The sequence below is a fragment of the Pedobacter alluvionis genome, assembly GCF_003664035.1.
GTDB lineage: Bacteria > Bacteroidota > Bacteroidia > Sphingobacteriales > Sphingobacteriaceae > Pedobacter > Pedobacter alluvionis.
On sequence record NZ_RCCK01000012.1, the window covers coordinates 593,058 to 610,261 of the forward strand.

At 37.4% G+C, this 17,204-nt stretch carries 12 protein-coding genes; 8 read left to right on the top strand and 4 right to left on the bottom strand.

All coding sequences use genetic code 11. The annotated features are described in order from the left end of the window. Positions 1 to 3: 3 nt before the first annotated feature. The 8 genes from BCL90_RS16460 to BCL90_RS16495 all read left to right on the top strand — a co-directional run bounded on the left by BCL90_RS16460 (position 4) and on the right by BCL90_RS16495 (position 9,125). Positions 4 to 567 (top strand): conjugal transfer protein TraO, encoded by a 564-nt coding sequence (locus BCL90_RS16460; protein ID WP_121285082.1) that lies wholly within the window; start codon positions 4 to 6, stop codon positions 565 to 567. 15 nt (positions 568 to 582) lie between these two features. Then, positions 583 to 1,050, top strand: coding sequence for a TraQ conjugal transfer family protein (locus BCL90_RS16465; RefSeq protein ID WP_121285083.1), 468 nt, complete (start codon positions 583 to 585; stop codon positions 1,048 to 1,050). A gap of 473 nt (positions 1,051 to 1,523) precedes the next feature. Further along, positions 1,524 to 4,934, top strand: coding sequence for a DUF6443 domain-containing protein (locus BCL90_RS16470; RefSeq protein WP_121285084.1), 3,411 nt, complete (start codon positions 1,524 to 1,526; stop codon positions 4,932 to 4,934). Between the two features lie 38 nt (positions 4,935 to 4,972). After that, positions 4,973 to 5,395 (top strand): DUF3805 domain-containing protein, encoded by a 423-nt coding sequence (locus BCL90_RS16475; protein WP_121285085.1) that lies wholly within the window; start codon positions 4,973 to 4,975, stop codon positions 5,393 to 5,395. 3 nt (positions 5,396 to 5,398) lie between these two features. Continuing rightward, positions 5,399 to 6,244 (top strand): hypothetical protein, encoded by an 846-nt coding sequence (locus BCL90_RS16480; protein WP_121285086.1) that lies wholly within the window; start codon positions 5,399 to 5,401, stop codon positions 6,242 to 6,244. Between the two features lie 157 nt (positions 6,245 to 6,401). Then, positions 6,402 to 7,175 (top strand): helix-turn-helix domain-containing protein, encoded by a 774-nt coding sequence (locus tag BCL90_RS16485; RefSeq protein ID WP_121285087.1) that lies wholly within the window; start codon positions 6,402 to 6,404, stop codon positions 7,173 to 7,175. Positions 7,176 to 7,330: 155 nt separating this feature from the next. Then, complete coding sequence (locus BCL90_RS16490; protein WP_121285088.1) at positions 7,331 to 8,854, top strand: MauE/DoxX family redox-associated membrane protein; 1,524 nt, start codon at positions 7,331 to 7,333, stop codon at positions 8,852 to 8,854. A 13-nt stretch (positions 8,855 to 8,867) separates the two neighbouring features. Beyond that, on the top strand, positions 8,868 to 9,125 hold the full coding sequence (locus BCL90_RS16495) for a hypothetical protein (RefSeq protein WP_121285089.1): 258 nt from the start codon (positions 8,868 to 8,870) through the stop codon (positions 9,123 to 9,125). Positions 9,126 to 9,145: 20 nt separating this feature from the next. Here BCL90_RS16495 and BCL90_RS16500 read toward each other — a convergent pair whose 3' ends face one another. The 4 genes from BCL90_RS16500 to BCL90_RS16515 all read right to left on the bottom strand — a co-directional run bounded on the left by BCL90_RS16500 (position 9,146) and on the right by BCL90_RS16515 (position 17,121). After that, a complete protein-coding gene (locus BCL90_RS16500; RefSeq protein ID WP_244214196.1) occupies positions 9,146 to 11,413 on the bottom strand; it encodes an alpha/beta hydrolase family protein in 2,268 nt (755 codons plus the stop codon). A gap of 239 nt (positions 11,414 to 11,652) precedes the next feature. Further along, positions 11,653 to 13,029 carry a RagB/SusD family nutrient uptake outer membrane protein gene (locus BCL90_RS16505; protein WP_121285091.1) on the bottom strand — a complete coding sequence of 459 codons (1,377 nt, stop codon included), beginning with the start codon at positions 13,027 to 13,029 and terminating at the stop codon, positions 11,653 to 11,655. Between the two features lie 13 nt (positions 13,030 to 13,042). Then, positions 13,043 to 16,150: a SusC/RagA family TonB-linked outer membrane protein gene (locus tag BCL90_RS16510; protein ID WP_121285092.1), complete on the bottom strand. Its 3,108-nt coding sequence runs from the start codon at positions 16,148 to 16,150 to the stop codon at positions 13,043 to 13,045. Positions 16,151 to 16,296: 146 nt separating this feature from the next. Beyond that, on the bottom strand, positions 16,297 to 17,121 hold the full coding sequence (locus BCL90_RS16515; protein ID WP_121285093.1) for a FecR family protein: 825 nt from the start codon (positions 17,119 to 17,121) through the stop codon (positions 16,297 to 16,299). Between the last annotated feature and the right edge of the window lie 83 nt (positions 17,122 to 17,204).

A 17,204-nucleotide genomic window follows, 5' to 3' on the forward strand; every position in this document is an offset into this window, starting at 1 on the left:
AAAATGAACAGAATTATATTTACCATCGTTTTGCTTACAGTAGGCAATACGATTTTGTACGGGCAACGCTTAATCCGGGGACAAAAGGGTTTTGAAGTTACTGCCGGTTTTGTTTCAAAGGAGCAATCCATCCATAGCAATTTTTATATCCAGGCAGGAATGACCATTAATGGAAAGAACGGAAACTATCAGTTATGGTCCGCTGAATATTCACGCAGGACCCATGAATTTGAAGGTTATCCTATTCCTGTTGAGACCATTCTTGCTGAGGGTGGATACAGCTTTTCCCTTGTTGGTGACAGAGCTAAGAATATTTCTTTAAACCTTGGCATCAGTGGAGTAGTCGGCTATGAAATCATCAATAACAGCAAAAACACATTACCCAACGGAGCATTGATAGAGGCTGAAGATGCTTTTGTTTATGGTGCAGGCGGCAGGCTCTCGCTGGAAACGTACCTGACTGACCATATTGTACTGTTAGTACAAGGCAGAGCAAAAGCAATATGGGGAACCTCGGCAGGTCATTTCAGACCTGCTGCAGGAATAGGATTACGGTATCAATTTTAATTTAAAGATCAAACAATGAAAAATCTTAGTATAAAAAATCAATTTGTAGAAGGCCGGATGAAGATCGTATTGTCATTGGTGACAGTCATGGCATTGCTGTTTACCATTATGTCCTGTAATGATGAACTGGATGTTAAGACTAATTTTCCTTTTGAGGTAGAAGTCATGCCGGTTCCCAAAAGTATTGCAGTTGGAGAAACCGTCCCGATCAAGTGTACGATTAAAGCAGGGGGTAATTATTCAGGCACCCAGTATTACATGAGATATTTTCCAGTGGATGGTAAGGGAAGAGTGTTTATAGGGATTGCTGGTAAAGCAGTCACATTGAAGCCCAATGAATCTTATCTGTTACCGGGGAAAGTATTTACAGTCTACTACGGATCCGAAGTTAATGCAACCCATACCATTGATCTATGGATTTTCGATAATAATGGAAATGAACAGAAGATGACTTTCCAGTTTAATCCAAAGCAGAAAAGTTAGAATATTTATTTCCAACACAACATCGAAAAGTCGCCTCATTTTTAATTGTGAGGCGGCTTTTTAATTGTTTTATCCTCTTTGAAAACAATTGCTTTTTGGACTATTATTAAAATTATAAATGATTAAATATAATGCGACAAGTTCTGTCGCTCGTCAACTATAACTTTGTTACAGCTAATGTTAACATGTAATATTAACAAAAATTTAACAACTGTGAATCAGCTGTTTATATAGAAATAATAAAATATCGTCAAAATACCCAGTAACTGAAACGACTATTTAGAATAAATTTAATGCTTCAAAATTAACACTCTCTAATATCCATGAAAAAAATATTTATTGCTGTATTAGCGGTATCCTTCCACTTTGAGTCTTCAACTCAAGATTTGATATGGCAGAAAGATATCAAATCCTCCACTCAGGATTTTCTCTCACAAGTCACTATTAACTACCATTACAAACCATAAAATACTATGAAAAATATATTTATCCTTCTCTTGTTGTTTTTGGCAGGCCTATGCAATGCACAGCTAACAAATACCGAGAACTACATACAATCTACAACCTGTCTTGATGCAGACTGCATCAAAAAATCCGTAACGGTCGAATATTTCGATGGCTTAGGAAGATCAAAACAAATAGTTGAAGTTAAGGCTTCACCTGCAGGAAAAGACGTTGTCACCCATTTGGAATATGATGGCTTCGGAAGACAGGTAAAAGAATTCTTACCTGTACCACAGTCAGCTACCCAAAACGGAGCAATTATCCCCAATCCCTTAGCCAATGCAACTAATCCAAACATTTACGGAAGTGAAAGGATCTATGCTGAAAAGAGGCTGGAAAACTCACCTTTAGACCGACTACAGGAGCAAAAAAAGGTGGGTAACGATTGGGCGAATAAACCAATTAAATATGAATACTCTGCAAACTCAACAGGCGAAATAAGAAAGTATGTTACCACAACCACGTTCGTTGATGGTGTGATGCATTCAACTGTTAAAGTTGCTAATGACACAGGTTCTACCAACGGTTTTTATAAAGAAAACATGATTTATAAAAACACGGCCAAGGATGAAGACGGAAATACAACCATCGAGTTTTTAAATGGAGATGATCAGGTTTTATTGTCGCGAAAGATTTTAAGCTCTACGGAAAATGCTGATACGTACTATGTATATAATGAATATAATCTTTTAGCATTTATTATACCGCCCAAAGCTTCTGAAGCTATTAAAAGTCTTGTAGCAGGAACGTCTATTCCCGATGATGTTTTAAATAACTTCTGTTATCAATACAGACCGGATGGCGACGGACGTGTTGCAGAAAAGAAAATACCGAATAAAGGTTGGGAGTATTTTGTGTACGATAAGATGGACAGATTGGTTTTAACGCAGGACGCAGTACTGAGAACCGCCAACAACAATTTTACACAAAGAGGCTGGATATTCAACAAGTATGATCGTTTCGGCAGACTACTTTACACAGGTTTTTTCGGCAGTAGTGATTCGAGATCGACCATTCAAACCGCAGTAAATAGTATGCCTGGCAATGCAGGAAACTATGAAGCACGCACAACCACCCCGTTTAATTTGAACGGTATGGATGTATTTTATACAAAGGATGCTTTCCCTACGAGCAGCATGACGCTATTAAGTGTTAACTATTACGATGTATATCCAGCGTATAGCTTTAACCCTCCTTTTCCTACACAAGTATACGGGCAGGCAATACTAACCGATATTCCTAACAATCCTGCGACCCTTTATCACAGTACCAAAGGGCTCCATGTTCTTACCTTATTAAAGAATATTGAAAACAATGGCTGGACTAAGAATTATAATTATTACGATAAAAAAGGCAGGATTGCCAGTACTCATTCCATCAATCATTTAGGTGGGTATACGAAAAAAGAAAATGATCTTGATTTTACCGGAATTATTCAGCATTCGAAAACCTATCACAAAAGATTAAATGCTGAAAATGAAAGAATCGTTACTGAAACTTTTGAATATGATGACCAGAACAGGTTGCTGGTACACAAACATCAGGTTGACAATAACTCCGTTGAAATATTGGCTCAAAACGACTATAATGAACTGTCACAAATTAAAAATAAAAAGATTGGGGGGACTGCTTCAGCAACTCCCATCCAGAGTATCGATTATAAATATAATATTCAGGGATGGCTCACAAAGGTTAATAATCCACAGAGTTTAGGAGGTAAATTATTCGCTTATGAGGTAAAATTTACAAATCCAATTAATACTTCCCTGGCACCTGCATATTACAATGGCAATATTGCGGAAATTGACTGGATTTCTTCTACCAGTAGTTTAAAACGTTATTCTTATCAGTATGATGCAATAGGAAGGCTTAAGAGCGGTATTTATTCTGAACCCAATGCTTCAATCCCTGAAAACAACTACTATAATGAGATTTTATCTTATGATCTGAACGGTAACGTAACAACACTTAAAAGAACCCGGTTTTTGGAAAACCATGGTGCCCAACAAATCGATGATTTAACCTACACTTATACAGGAAACAGGCTCAACACGGTTATTGATAGCTCAGGAAATTATATGGGGTATCCTGACAGTTCGGGAAATCCTATTACCTATGATGAGAATGCCAATATGAAAAGTCATGTTGACAAGAGCATTTTACAGCTGAATTATAATTTTCTCAATCTTCCCAACTACATTAAATTTAATGAATATGTAGTGCGAAACGATCCTTTTGGATCGGGGTTGGGTACCAAATACAAAAACACAACCTATCTGTATCGTGCCGATGGTATTAAAGTTAAAAAAGTTCATGAATATTTTTCAGGTCGTGCTCAATCGGATGCTTCAATAGCAACGGATTATCTGGATGGCTTTCAATACACAGCTGAAGGAACGGGTCATGTATTTACGAATTTACAGTTTGTTCCTACTTCTGAGGGGTATTATGATTTCATTCAAAATAAGTATTTTTACCAATACAAAGACCAGGTAGGAAATGTAAGGCTGACCTATTATAAAGATGCTTTAGGGAATGCGGCTGTTGACAGATCAACAGATTTTTACCCATTCGGGTTAGAGTTTGCGGGAGAACTGAACACAAACAATTCTTTATCTCCAAAATATTTGTACGCCTTCCAGGGGCAGGAGAAGCAACAGGAAACAGGATGGCATTCTTTCAAATGGAGAAATTACGATCCTTCCTTTGTTAGGTTCTTTAATATAGATCCTTTGGCTGAAACGTATGCTTATCAGTCGCCGTTTAACTTCTCTGAAAATGCAGTGGTGGCGCACAGGGAATTGGAAGGATTGGAAAAATCTTACACTTTTTATACTCCTTTTGGAAACATTATCTTTACAAGCGGTGCGGCAGGAGCAACCTCTTCTTCAGGACCGGGACTTTATGAAACAGCTAAGCGTAATGCTACCAATAATTGGAACGGGATAGTTAGACATGCCGGTTATAATTACAACATTCTTAAAGCAGGAGGTACTTTAGCTATTGTACAAGGAATGCGTGTCTTGAATAGTGAGGGAGATGATGGTAAGGCAGAAAGCGGGAAAGAAAAGAGTGAAGGTAAAAAAGCGCCTAACCCTCACGGGGCAAAGGGAAAACCTGATCATCAAGCGAAAGTTAAGGAATTAGAAGAAAAAGCGAAAGCAGAAAATCCAGGTAAAGATGTAGTAACTGAGAAAAAAATTAAAAAATCAGGCTCTAACAGAAGACCCGATGTGCAAGTAGTAGATCCACAAACTCAAGAAACAGAGAAAGTTTATGAGGCAGAGAGAAAACCAAATAGTACAAGAAATAAAAAGCGTGAAGAAGAATACAAAAATTTAAATATTCCTAATGAAACACACCCTGTTGGAAATCAATAATAAGATATAATAACAATAAATTTTATAGCACACTCATTATGAATTATAGTCAATTTACTTCTAATCAAGGTTGGATCAATTTTCAATATCCTTCTAACTTAATTAGTACGGAGGAAGATGAAGGTACCTATTTATTTTACACTGAGCAAACCGGTAGTTTTAGAATTACTCCTTTACTATTAGAAGGAAAAGGTGATTTTGATGCAGATGCTTATTTAAAAAAAATGGCTGGTGAAAATGAAGCTGAAATTTTAAAAAATCAATTTAATAACTATGTTTATTATATCTCTTACTCCAAAGATGAGGCAGAGAATTTAACTATCTACAATTGGATTTTTGCTGTCGAAAATAAGATAGTTTATTGTAGTTATACAATTGATACTGAATCCACCAACGAGCCTGAAATAGATGCAGAAAGAAAAGAAATCTTTAAAATAATCGAAAATCTAAACATTACTTAATTTATGGATATAGATGGATTTAATTTTTCGAAAGATGGAAAAACCTTAGCTATAAGAGGTGGGGATAATTTGCAAAATGAAATAGAATATATAAAAGTAACTAAAATCAAATCGGTTTCTATTAATTCAGTTTCTATTAAAGATTTAAATTTTTTAAATGAGATTGACTTCATTGAAGAAATCTATCTGAATAAATTTGATATTGACTATTTAGGGTTGTATGAGCTAAAAAATTTAAAAAAGATTACAATTAATATTCATAATCCAAAACCTAAACCGAACATTGATTATACTCAGTTTAAAAAATTAGAATACTTATCAGTAGACTGGTATAATGATGGAATAGATTTGTCAGAAAATACACATTTAAAAAGGTTAATAATTTGGAAATTCAAACCAAAAACAAAATCGTTCTCTTATATAAAACTACCAGCATCACTCGAAAGTTTCGAAATTACAGAATCCAATATTCAAAATTTTGATGGTTTAATACTTCCAAACTTAAAAAGCTTTGAGGGGCATTATTGCAGCAAATTAACTTCTTTAGATGGGTTAAAGAAAAGTTCAGATAATTTGCAATCTTTCATATTAGGTTCTTGCGGTAACCTTACCAACTATGATGATTTAAAATATTGCAAAAATTTGGAGAAAATCATTTTAACCAGATGTGGAGATATGCAATCATTATCATGGCTTAAGTCCCTAAAAAAAGTGAAGCACTTTACTTTTTTATATACAAAGGTGATTGATGGTGATGTAAGCCTTTGTTCGGAAATTAAATATGTTGCATTTACCAATAGCAGGCATTATGATCACAAAATGGAGGAGTTTAATGATAAATATAAATAATTAAAATTTCATCATCAGCTACCTGGACGCATACATAAGATAGTAGATTCCGGCAACACCTTCGGATATAACTACGTATTTATATAATTTGATTTACAAAATAAATATACTATATTAGTCCTTTTAGGTCTCCGCAAACTTAAAGGTCGCTCCTATTATGAATATCTTCTTACTTTCAATCATCGAGAGAAGGATTGGAAGAGTAATGGCCAGGCTCTCCCAACTTCAACATTCTCTTTACTTTTTAAATGCCGGTCATAACGAAATTCTCTTAAATCAGACTAAGACGGTAATAGATACCTATTTCCATTTTTTTCGCAGTGTCAAGATATTACAAGGTGATTATCATTACGATGGCACAACGATTATAAAAACGCTTGTAATTACCGATCATAGCCTGGATCAGGCAGAAGGAATTGACAAAAAGCTTTTAGGGCTTATAAGATTGCAAGATACTACAACGATCATTCCGGTGAATATTAATATTAGTAGCAATGCTAAGATTTCTCAGTATCTGGGAACAGGAATAATAAACATCATGGAGAAATCAGGCAGATTTTATCTGCAGGAACTTTCCATTCCCTGCTGTTCGTTTTCTCAAAGCGAGCATGATCTCGGATATCTGGAAGATGCATTGAATAGTGAGAGTGTTTCAAAAATAAATTCACTTCGGGAGCTGGCGGCAGCGTATGGTAAAAATTACAATCATTTTCAAAGAGACTGCAAAGAATATTTTGGAGACACCTTTCATCAGTTTCAAAATAAGTTGAGAATGATGGATGTATTGGAAGATATTATGTTCACCCCGTTTAGCTTTAAAGAGATCGCCTACAGACATAATTTTGCGGGCTACAACAGTATGTACACACTTTTCCATAAAAAGTACCATTTTCCATTAGATTCAATTCCCCGATTCAAGACAGAAAGCTAGTTTTGAACTAGGTATTTATCAGATTGGTACTATTTTCAATGTTTGGGGTATTTTTATCAATAAAATCGATACTTTCTACAGTGTTTTTGGTACTATTTTCAACTTTTTAAATCTTTTAAATCAGGAGCTTTACTTCACTAACCGAATAAGTTCCGATGAAAAAGAAACTTCAAATACTGCCTTCTATTATTGCCTACTTTTTTGTGCTATTATTCTGTTACGCTAGTGTAAGCAAAATATTGGACTTTGAAAATTTTCAGTTGCAATTAGCACAGTCTCCCTTATTAAGTGCCTATGCGGGATTTATCTCCTACGCTGTTATTGTTTTGGAATTGTTGATTTCATTTGTACTATTATTCGAAAAAAGCAGAAATGTTGGCGTATATGCTTCTACCGCTTTAATGTCAGCGTTTACCATATATATATTTCTTATTTTGAATTACAGTGATTTTGTGCCTTGCTCGTGCGGTGGTATTCTGGAGAAGTTAGGTTGGACAGAGCATCTGATCTTTAACATTATATGTGTATTTGCAGGATTTCTCTCACTTATTCTTGTAGCCAGACAGGAGCAACATCTCTTTAAAAGAACGCTTTTAATAATTGTATCAACTAATATTCTGAGTATCCTACTTGTTATTTTTTTATTTATTTCTTCAGAAGATATTATTAAACATGAAAATAATTTCACAAGAAGATTCTTGCTGTATCCTGTAGTTGAAGACAAAATCAAAAATCTAGATCATGACCAGTATTACTTTGCAGGGAATGATGGGAAACATATTTATCTCGGGAATAAGTCATATCCACAGCGTCTTACAACTGTTGATTATGATTTAAATGTGATTACTCAAATGAGAATTATTCCCGACAGTATTAATCATCTATTTAAGAATCTGCGATTGCAGGTTCTCTACCCCTATTATTTTTTATATGACGGAACTGTTCCCGTGATCTACAGAGGAAAGGTGGGAAGTAGGAATGCCGAAACAATCAGTTATAAAGAAGCTTATTTCAGCCAGATGATTCCTTTGGACTCAGGGAGCTTCGTAGTACGGACCATGAATAGAGATAGCCGTCAACTTTCAATCGCATCGTTTGACATACATAAAGAGCCTAAGATAAAATTGTTCGACCACATTCTCGAAAAACAGGCTGATGGAGTTTTTGATAGTGATGGACAACTTGCGGTTTCTGAAAATCCTCGAAGGCCCATATACCTATATAGTTACCGAAATCAGTTTCTGACAATTGATCATCAGTTTAAGGTGAAAAAGAAACTAAACACGATTGATACAATCAGCAAAGCAAAAGTTCAGATTACGAGCATGTCCGACGGAAGGCATAAGATGTCAGCTCCACCATTAAAGGTGAATCAAAACATCGCTGCATATGGAAATCTTGCATTGATACAATCCGAACTCAAAGGGAAGTTTGAATCTTCAGAAGAATGGAAGAAAGCGAAAGTGATGGATATCTATCGTACGGACCGACAAGAGTATATCGGCAGTTTCCATATTTTCAACAGGAGAAAAAAAGCAATGTCAGATTATGACATGACCGACCAGTACCTTTTTGTGATCATCGGAAATGAGCTGATCAGACATAAGTATAGAAAACCATTAACGGACTATCTAAACAGGGGAAGCCGAAAACCTGATCCAAGAGTAGGTACACATTAATCTATTTTTAATTATGAAAAATTTATTTTTCTCTGCATTCATTGTACTGATTGGTACAGGAGCAGCGTTTGCTACAAAAGAAGCAAACACTAAAAGTGCTATCGTTAAAGGATATCACTTTGACACAGCACAGGGTCTTTGTGTCAATTCTCAGGAAGACTGTAATACCGTTGAGACTGCTGCATTTTGCGAATGGTCTGAGGATGGATCTACACTGAGAACTTTTATCTCCCCTACGATGTGCGGAAGCCCGCTGTACAAAATTCAGTAATTTACTCAAAAAGGACGCTATCAGCGTCCTTTTTTAATTTGTTTGTTAATCCATTCCACATCATGCATGTCTTTGAGAAAGTAGTTCCACCATTCCAGATTCCGAAGGTTCAGATCCCGGCTTTCAGCCGTGTCCTTTCCGAGATTATGATCCCCTTTCGGATAAAAAAGCGCAATTGCTTGTTTTCTGTTTCTCACCATTCCTCCAAAAAACTCCCTGGTATGATCCCATAGGACGTTTTCGTCTTTCATTCCTGTCCAGAGCAAGATCGGCGAACTGATCTGGTCAACGTTGTATATGGGGTTGTTTTTCACATACAGCTCTTTGTAATCGGTAAATGCACCGGGCATTTCATATTGTCCATTTTCAAACTGCCAGAAATAGGGATTTCCTGTATCATTGTGATAGGAAAAATAGGTTCTTACAATATCACTGTTTGCTGATCCTGCGATGTATGCAGCAAACAGTTTGGAATATGTTGCAATAAAATTTGTTTCATAACCTCCCATTGAATGGCCTGTCAGGCCTATTTTCTGCATATCGATATTCTTGTAGGAAGACAGTGCATCAATTGAACTATCCACACAATCCAATGCCGATAATCCAGGTCCTTTTGATCCAAAAACGATGTCTGGTAAATAAACAAAATATCCCTGGTCAAGAAGGCTTCGCAGATCAAATCCAACAGCATCACCATTCGGATAGAAATAAACATTTGACAGCTTATGTTGAATTTTATAAATACTGACGATTAACGGATATTTCTTAAATGGATTAAACCTCATCGGATAATAAAGCAGTCCTTTTAGAGATTTACCATCACTATTAATATAGTGAATAATTTCCTGTCTCATCAATGCGGCGGTATCATCTTTTTTATTCCCGCTGAATAATACTGACTTTTTCTTCCGCTTCAAATCATGATAATATACCGCAGTCGGCAAATTGAAATTTTCTTCAACCGAGAAAGCATCATTGCCTTCTGCGGTCAACACCATTTCGCTAACAAGATTGGAAACAGATGGAATAATTTCTTTAAATGTTCCCTTATGATAAGATAAAAAGGAAGTCTTATTAATTGAATCTAAAAGTTTGATAACTGTAATTTTATCAGGATATAATCCACTTGCTCGGATACTGTTGTAATTAGAAATATAAGGTGATTGAAAGTTCAACACAGTAGAACTCAGACCTGAGGTGTTTTTGATAACTTCCAGTTTTTTGAGGCCAATATTAAATCTTAAGAGTCCGTTTTTGCTTTCAAAATATATGTTTTTGCCTTCTTCGTCAAAAAAAGGGCGGTCAAGATTTAAAGCGTCAATCATTAATTTTTGCTGAAGCTTAATATCAAATAGCTCCCATTTCTTTTTCAAGTAATTAAAACTTAACAAGTGGTCACTCACCGGTGATGCGACCAAATTTTCAGATTGATCAAAAATCTCAGTAAACTTCTTTATTACCGTATCATATAGCTGAATTTTGATAACAGGGAAGTGGGTAACGTAATTATAATCCTGATAGGCATCAAATGCAAGCAGGTAACGGGGATTGTGTATCGGTGCAAACAACGGATATTTAATACTCGGTAACTTATGGGGCTCAAGCATTCCTAATTTCCAGAGATAGTATTCATTCTTAGCGTTTGATCCGGTTTTTTTAGCTTTTAAATTTCCATCGTTGGCATACCATATATCAGGAATATCGTATTCTATGTCTGTTCTGATCTGCTTATCTACATCTATAAAGAACGAATTTCCATCCAATGTTTCAACGATTTTCACAGAGTTGAGGTAAGTTGAATCTCCTAGTTTCAGATGAGTAATCTCATGAGTCTTAGTATTTACTAAAGTAACTATCAATTGGGGCTGATCTTTCAAAATCTCCGTTATGGTAACATATTTACCGGAATTTGTCAACTCAACTCTTCTGATTTCAGAATCCGTCTCATAAACAGGAATTGCTTTTTTGTCTGTTAGCAGTGTCAGCCTGTTGGCCCCCCCCTCTTTGCATACCGCAAAAATCAATTGCTGTTTGTCGGTTACGTAATGCGTAACTTTCTCAATTTCATTCAGCAGATTTCCTGACGAACCGTACAGCGACAAGCGATTGTCCTTATTCCATAACAGGAAGTGATGATACTTCGGTAATGCAGACGCTTGTTTTGTGTCATTGTATATCATTTTCTCTAAACTGATCAAATCAATTAACTCTGCTGTGCGCTCACCTGCAACAAGAAGTTTATGATCCTTTATGAATGAAAAATAATCGTTCCGCTTTACCAGCGCCATCACAGGCTGATCGGCTTTTTTACGGTCTAAAATTAAAAGTGTATCGCGACTGTTTTTAAACTGTTTTTTCAATGAAATCCATCTGCCATCAGGGGAAAGCTGGAGATTGCCCGGCTTATAATAATGTCCATACGTTTTACGGATTGAATCGTAGATGATCGCTGTTTCACTTTGACCTGACAAACAGGTGAATAGACATGTCAACCACAGAACAATAAGTTTTAAAAGATATTGTACCATCAGTATCCTGAATTTTGAGGTTGGATATTAGGATTCAATAAAAGCTCTTTTTGAGGTATGGGCAATACCACAAAATGTAGTTTCCAGTTAGGTTTAACAGTCGACAATTCTGATAGTTTCCCCTGACGTTTCAGATCCAGAAACCGGTGTCCCATCTCAGTAAAAAATTCTTTACAATTCTCTACGCTGATCTCAGATAGGATCATTTCTTTTGAGGATGAACCTGTAAGCAATGGAATTCCTGCTCTCTGCTTGACCGCATTGATAAATTGTAGGGATTCATTTATTTTATTTTGCTCAGCCAATGTTTCAGCTAATAGCAAATAGGCTTCCTCCAACCTGAAAACCACAGAATACTCAGTATTATTGTTGCTAAGATTTTTGTATTTATTAGGCCGATACCAGGTATTGTTCCCTACGGTTACAGCAGAAGTCCAAAATTGTTTTCTTTTGTCACTGCCGCTAAAACTGTTGATCAGGTGTGGAGACAGGGCAACTGATGTAGGCGCTGAGTTGGTGAAATAAAAGACAGCTATCTCTTTGGTGGCATCGCCACCATTCCGTGGCTTTAATTGCCAGATGATATGGCTTCCCGATTTGTCAAAAACTTTGGTAATATCATTTTGAAACTGATACAGAGGACTGTGGATAATTTCTTTCAGGAGACCTTCAGCAGCATTCCAGTTTTTTTGAAGCATATAGATCTTGGCAAGTATGAGCTGTGCAGTCTTGCGATTGGGATAAATTCTTTCTGTATGGCGGTACTGATCTTGAAGTAATGGAATTACCTCATTTAAATCGCTTGTAAGACGCTGCAAAACCTCCAGAGCAGGTGTTTTAGAAATGGACTGATTGATCATGTAATTGGTGGTGACTGGGTAAGGGATATCTCCATACAGCTGTTGCAAATAATAGAACAAAAGAGACCTGATCATCAAAGCCTCACCCCTGATCCGTTGTTTTTCAGCAATAGGTATCGAGGTAGATTTTTCTATTCCTTCAATAATAGCATTTGCCATATATACTTTCTGGTAGGCATTAGTCCAATAAGTATACAGGGCTGGGTTTGTGTCGATTACAGTATTTTGGTACAATTCAGCCAAACCATTTGTGGAAGCACTCGCGTAGTAACTGAGTTCATCAGTGTACATACTCATCAACATGCCTGACTGGTCACCTGCAATGGGAGAATTGTCCCAAAGTCCCGAATACAGACCTGCTAACGCGGCGTTTGCAGTCTGAAGATTTTCAAAAACCTGATCCGAAGTGATCTGGTTAGATGGAGTATCCACCTCTAATAATTTTTCACATGAAATCAGACATGCTTTAATGGACAGGGCTGCTGTTAAAAAGGTTATTTTAATATAGGTTTTCATTATTTTTTATTTTTTAAAGATTAAACTGAATACCAAACGCATAGGTCTTCAGCGCAGGTAAAAAACTACTGGTTCCTGATTCTGGGTCAATTCCGAAATACCGAGTCCAGGTCCATAGGTTTTGCCCCTGAAAGTAAATCTTGACATCACGGAAAAGTGAGGACTCTTTTAAAGGTATTCTGTAGGAAAGCTGGATATTTTTCAGCCTGATGAATGATCCATCGGAGACTGTTGCATCACTGTTTTGGAATAAAGAATGAAGGGTATTGACTGAAGACCTATAGGGCATGTAATATCCTGAAGGGTTTTCGGGAGACCATACATTCAACAATTCTTTTGGCAGGTTGTTCATCAGTCCAGGTGAGGCCATTGAAGCGTTATAGTTCCTGCTTTTCTGCTTCACAAACTGAAAAAGAAGGGAAAGATCCCAGTTAGCATATCTAAACTGATTGCTCCATCCGCCAAAATACTGAACGGAAAGATTTTCAATTATCTGTCGGTCGTCCGTTGATGTAACTTTACCATCTTGATTGTAATCCGTGAACTGGTACTGACCTGTCTGAGTATGTATTCCTTCAAGATGGTACAGCCTGATGATATCGACAGGCTGACCAATCACATACGTATTGGCATAGGTGGAACCAGAAAGACCTGGAAAGGAAAGAAGTTTGTTTTTAGGGAAACTTATATTGAAGCTGGTCTGCCATTGAAAGTCACCTGTGACGATAGGATGGGCATTCGCTTCAAGCTCCAGGCCTGTATTCTGTACGGTAGCATCAAGGTTAGCATTGACCATTGTAAATCCTGTCACCGCAGGAAGCTGATAGCCTACCAGTTGATTGGATGAGCGGTTATGGTAGTAGGCAGCGGTAAGGTTTAGCCTGCTTTTAAAAAGTCCGAATTCAAGGGCCATTTCCATCTTTGTGGTTTTTTCCCAGCTGAAATCGGGATTGTATAGCCGTGAGGGAATAAGCCCGGTCACCCCGTTGTATACTGAAGTAGATAATATCGTGTAGGTATCTAAATATTGATAATCTCCGATATTGTCGCTTCCCGAAGTTCCTATACTACCTCTGAGTTTTCCGAAACTGAGCCACCTAGAATCTTTAAAAATATTTTCTTTAGAGAAAAGCCATGCGGCTCCTACTGCACCGAAGTCAGCAAATTTATTGTTCGGTCCGAAACGACTGCTGCCATCTCTTCTCCCAGTAACATTCAGGATGTACTTTTTATTCAGTTGGTAATTTATTCTTCCGAATAATGCGGCATAGCGGTATTTACTGGAAATTTGATCGCCAATGACCTTGGTCTGTGCAGCGGCTATGTTTTCAATAAATGAATTGCTTTCAAAACCAATTCCTGTGATAGAGCCCTGCCTGCTGACATCCTGCTGATAGGTCGCACCTACAAGAATGTCAAATTGATGGCTTCCTTTCTGGAAATTCCAGTTGAGCTGAGGTTCCAATATATAGGAAAAGCGGTGTTGATTGAATTTAGAAGCTTGTGAGTATGCACTTGACTGTCCGGTTACAAAAGCAGGATTATATATTGTATTAGGCCTTAAGGACCATTCTTCAAAGCCCTGATAGTTGAAACCGCCATTGAATTTAAAGCTAACGTTTTTGAGCAGTTCATATTCTGCATTGTAGTTATTCATGAACTGAACATTATTGTTGGAATAAGAAGCATTATATGCCGCTACCGGATTGGTAAAGGTATTGTTCTGCCAGTTTAGACCTCCGTCCGGATGATAAAGCGCAGGAGCGTTGGGTGCCAGTGTATAGGCAGTCTTGGTCAGGTCTTCATTGATCACATTATTTTTCTGGTTAGAAAATAAACTGGAGATATTTAAACGAAAGCGGCTGTCTTTAGACTGATGATTCAGATTCGTTGAAATGTTGTTGGTCTTATATTTAAAATCTTTGGCATGGACGGTACCTTGCTCCTGATGACCGAAGCTGACCAGAAAAGTCGTGGTTTCATTTCCACCGGTCAGGGAGAGTTGGGTATTTGATGCTGAGGCTAAGTTTCCGATCAGTTCTTTTCTCCAGTCGGTATAGCGATTCTGATCCCAGGTTCCGTTAATGTCATAGGCAGTTGCAGGATAGACCGAAACTCCATTGTTGCTGAATGCCTTTCTTCGCATGGCGATATATTCCTGTGTATCCATCATGTCAAGATTGGAAAGAGCTTTGCTAAAAGAATACTGGCTATTAAAACTAAGACCCAGCCTGCCTGACTTTCCTTTTTTGGTGGTAATCAAGACAACCCCGTTAGCCCCTCTTGAACCGTAAATGGCTGTAGCATCGGCATCCTTTAAGATTTCGAAACTTTCAATATCCTGTGGGGAAATGCTGTTGAGCGGATTGATGCTCCCGCCCGGTAAGGCCGGACCCGCAAACTGTGAGGGTGCCTGACCGCTTATGGGTACTCCGTCCACAACGTAGAGCGGTTGATTCCCGTCAATTCCACTGTTAGAAATAGTTCTGAGTGAATTCTGGCCTCTGATCTGAATCTGATAACCGCCACCTGCTGTTCCTCCATTCTGGGTAATATTAACTCCTGCCATTCGGCCCTGAGCTGATGCCAAAACATTGGTCACGGGCTGGTTTTCTACGTCTTTGGCTGAAATTTTGGCAATGCTCCCTGTCCTTTCTTTGTCTTTTACTTTGTAATAACCGGCATTGAGGACGACTTCCTCGATCTTTGTTTCCTTCCTAGAAGTCTCCATAGAGTCATTTCTTTTTTGCGGTATAGCCGCCAATGGAATGAGTTCCTCGGTATCTGCCATTTCAGATACTTTGAGGATTTTTTGCCTGATAATAAGTGTATTATTAAAAATGAGGGCTTCAAGAGGTAAGCCCTTTAGTATCTTATTCGCGCAACCAAGTACACTTTCATTGATACATTTTGTCCCCTGAATTCTGTGTTTTTCTAGATCATTATTAGAATAAGCGAAGGATTTGATCTTGTTTTCTGCGAGAAAACCTTTCATTGCATCCTCGGCAGAGATTTTACCAACCGAATAATTAACCTTTATTTTTGAAAGGTCTTGTTGCTGCCCGTTAATGAGCGTTACTCCCGATAAAAGCAATAGGGCAGCCGTGCAAATATTTTTCATATTTTTGCATGAGTATTAAAAATTAATAATTGAGTGAAGATTCGTTATTGTTTTAGTACGTGGCCGACGGTTGCCCCCGTCGGTCGTTTTGTATCTTACCTTGTTATCTGTCCGGTTTCAAGGCTGGCGTCATCAGGCACCAAAGCCTACTTTTCCAATTCAAAAAGTGAATCATTGATATGTTTAAATTTGAGATTAAGCTGAAAAGCCAGCATATGAACTGCTATATCAGCGGTTGTGTCTGATACGGAGGTTGTAATCTTTGTATTTTCCAGATCAGCTGGATAATGTATGCTTACTCCATACGTTTTTTCGATAATTTGAAATGCATCTTTTATTGGACATGCCTTGAACGTCAGGGATGCCAGTTTTTCATTTGGCGGTACAATATTGATATTTTCAGTTTCCATTACGGACGTCACTTCGGGAATCCCAAAATTTGTGAAGGTCTGTTTAGGTTTTAATGCAATTGTCTCTTTGGAATGGTGCGGTTTATACACCAAAACCTTTCCTTCATAGAGATCAACTTTAAAGGTATTTCCGTATTGTGAAATCTTAAAAACAGTTCCAAGTACCTTTGTTTCATATCCTTTACCATGAACAATGAAAGGGTGATCCTTAGATTTTGCTACATTGAAGACAGCATCTCCTTCAAGGAAAACATCTCTGGTATCAGCGGGAAATGATTTTTCAACGGTTAGTTTTGCTCCCCTTGATAAAGTAACCCGTGAGCCATCTCTCAACAATACATTTTCAGTTCCGGATTGAGCAAAATAGATATCCGGTTTTGAGATTGTACTATAGCCAACCATACCCCCTACTGAAAGAATTATAACTGTAGCAGCTATTGAAATTACCCGAACCAGTCGCTTTCTGCGTTCCCTGATTTCAATTTCTTTGATGATGTTTTCCCACATCAGCTGTTTTTCCTGTGGAGTAGGTGGCTGTAAACGGGGTTGTTTTTGTTCCATGATGAGAGGTCCTTTATTATATATTAGGACGAAACTCAAAAAAACACACCCCCCTCACTTTAAAATTTAACTAATTTTAAGAG

What these genes read in the sequence shown, in the direction of transcription:
- BCL90_RS16480 (WP_121285086.1), top strand. Translation starts at nt 5,399, where the DNA reads ATGGATATAGATGGATTTAATTTTTCGAAAGATGGAAAAACCTTAGCT.
- BCL90_RS16505 (WP_121285091.1), bottom strand. Translation starts at nt 13,029, where the DNA reads ATGAAAACCTATATTAAAATAACCTTTTTAACAGCAGCCCTGTCCATT.
- BCL90_RS16470 (WP_121285084.1), top strand. Translation starts at nt 1,524, where the DNA reads ATGAAAAATATATTTATCCTTCTCTTGTTGTTTTTGGCAGGCCTATGC.
- BCL90_RS16515 (WP_121285093.1), bottom strand. Translation starts at nt 17,121, where the DNA reads ATGGAACAAAAACAACCCCGTTTACAGCCACCTACTCCACAGGAAAAA.
- BCL90_RS16510 (WP_121285092.1), bottom strand. Translation starts at nt 16,150, where the DNA reads ATGAAAAATATTTGCACGGCTGCCCTATTGCTTTTATCGGGAGTAACG.
- BCL90_RS16475 (WP_121285085.1), top strand. Translation starts at nt 4,973, where the DNA reads ATGAATTATAGTCAATTTACTTCTAATCAAGGTTGGATCAATTTTCAA.
- BCL90_RS16495 (WP_121285089.1), top strand. Translation starts at nt 8,868, where the DNA reads ATGAAAAATTTATTTTTCTCTGCATTCATTGTACTGATTGGTACAGGA.
- BCL90_RS16460 (WP_121285082.1), top strand. Translation starts at nt 4, where the DNA reads ATGAACAGAATTATATTTACCATCGTTTTGCTTACAGTAGGCAATACG.
- BCL90_RS16490 (WP_121285088.1), top strand. Translation starts at nt 7,331, where the DNA reads ATGAAAAAGAAACTTCAAATACTGCCTTCTATTATTGCCTACTTTTTT.
- BCL90_RS16465 (WP_121285083.1), top strand. Translation starts at nt 583, where the DNA reads ATGAAAAATCTTAGTATAAAAAATCAATTTGTAGAAGGCCGGATGAAG.
- BCL90_RS16500 (WP_244214196.1), bottom strand. Translation starts at nt 11,413, where the DNA reads ATGGCGCTGGTAAAGCGGAACGATTATTTTTCATTCATAAAGGATCAT.
- BCL90_RS16485 (WP_121285087.1), top strand. Translation starts at nt 6,402, where the DNA reads ATGAATATCTTCTTACTTTCAATCATCGAGAGAAGGATTGGAAGAGTA.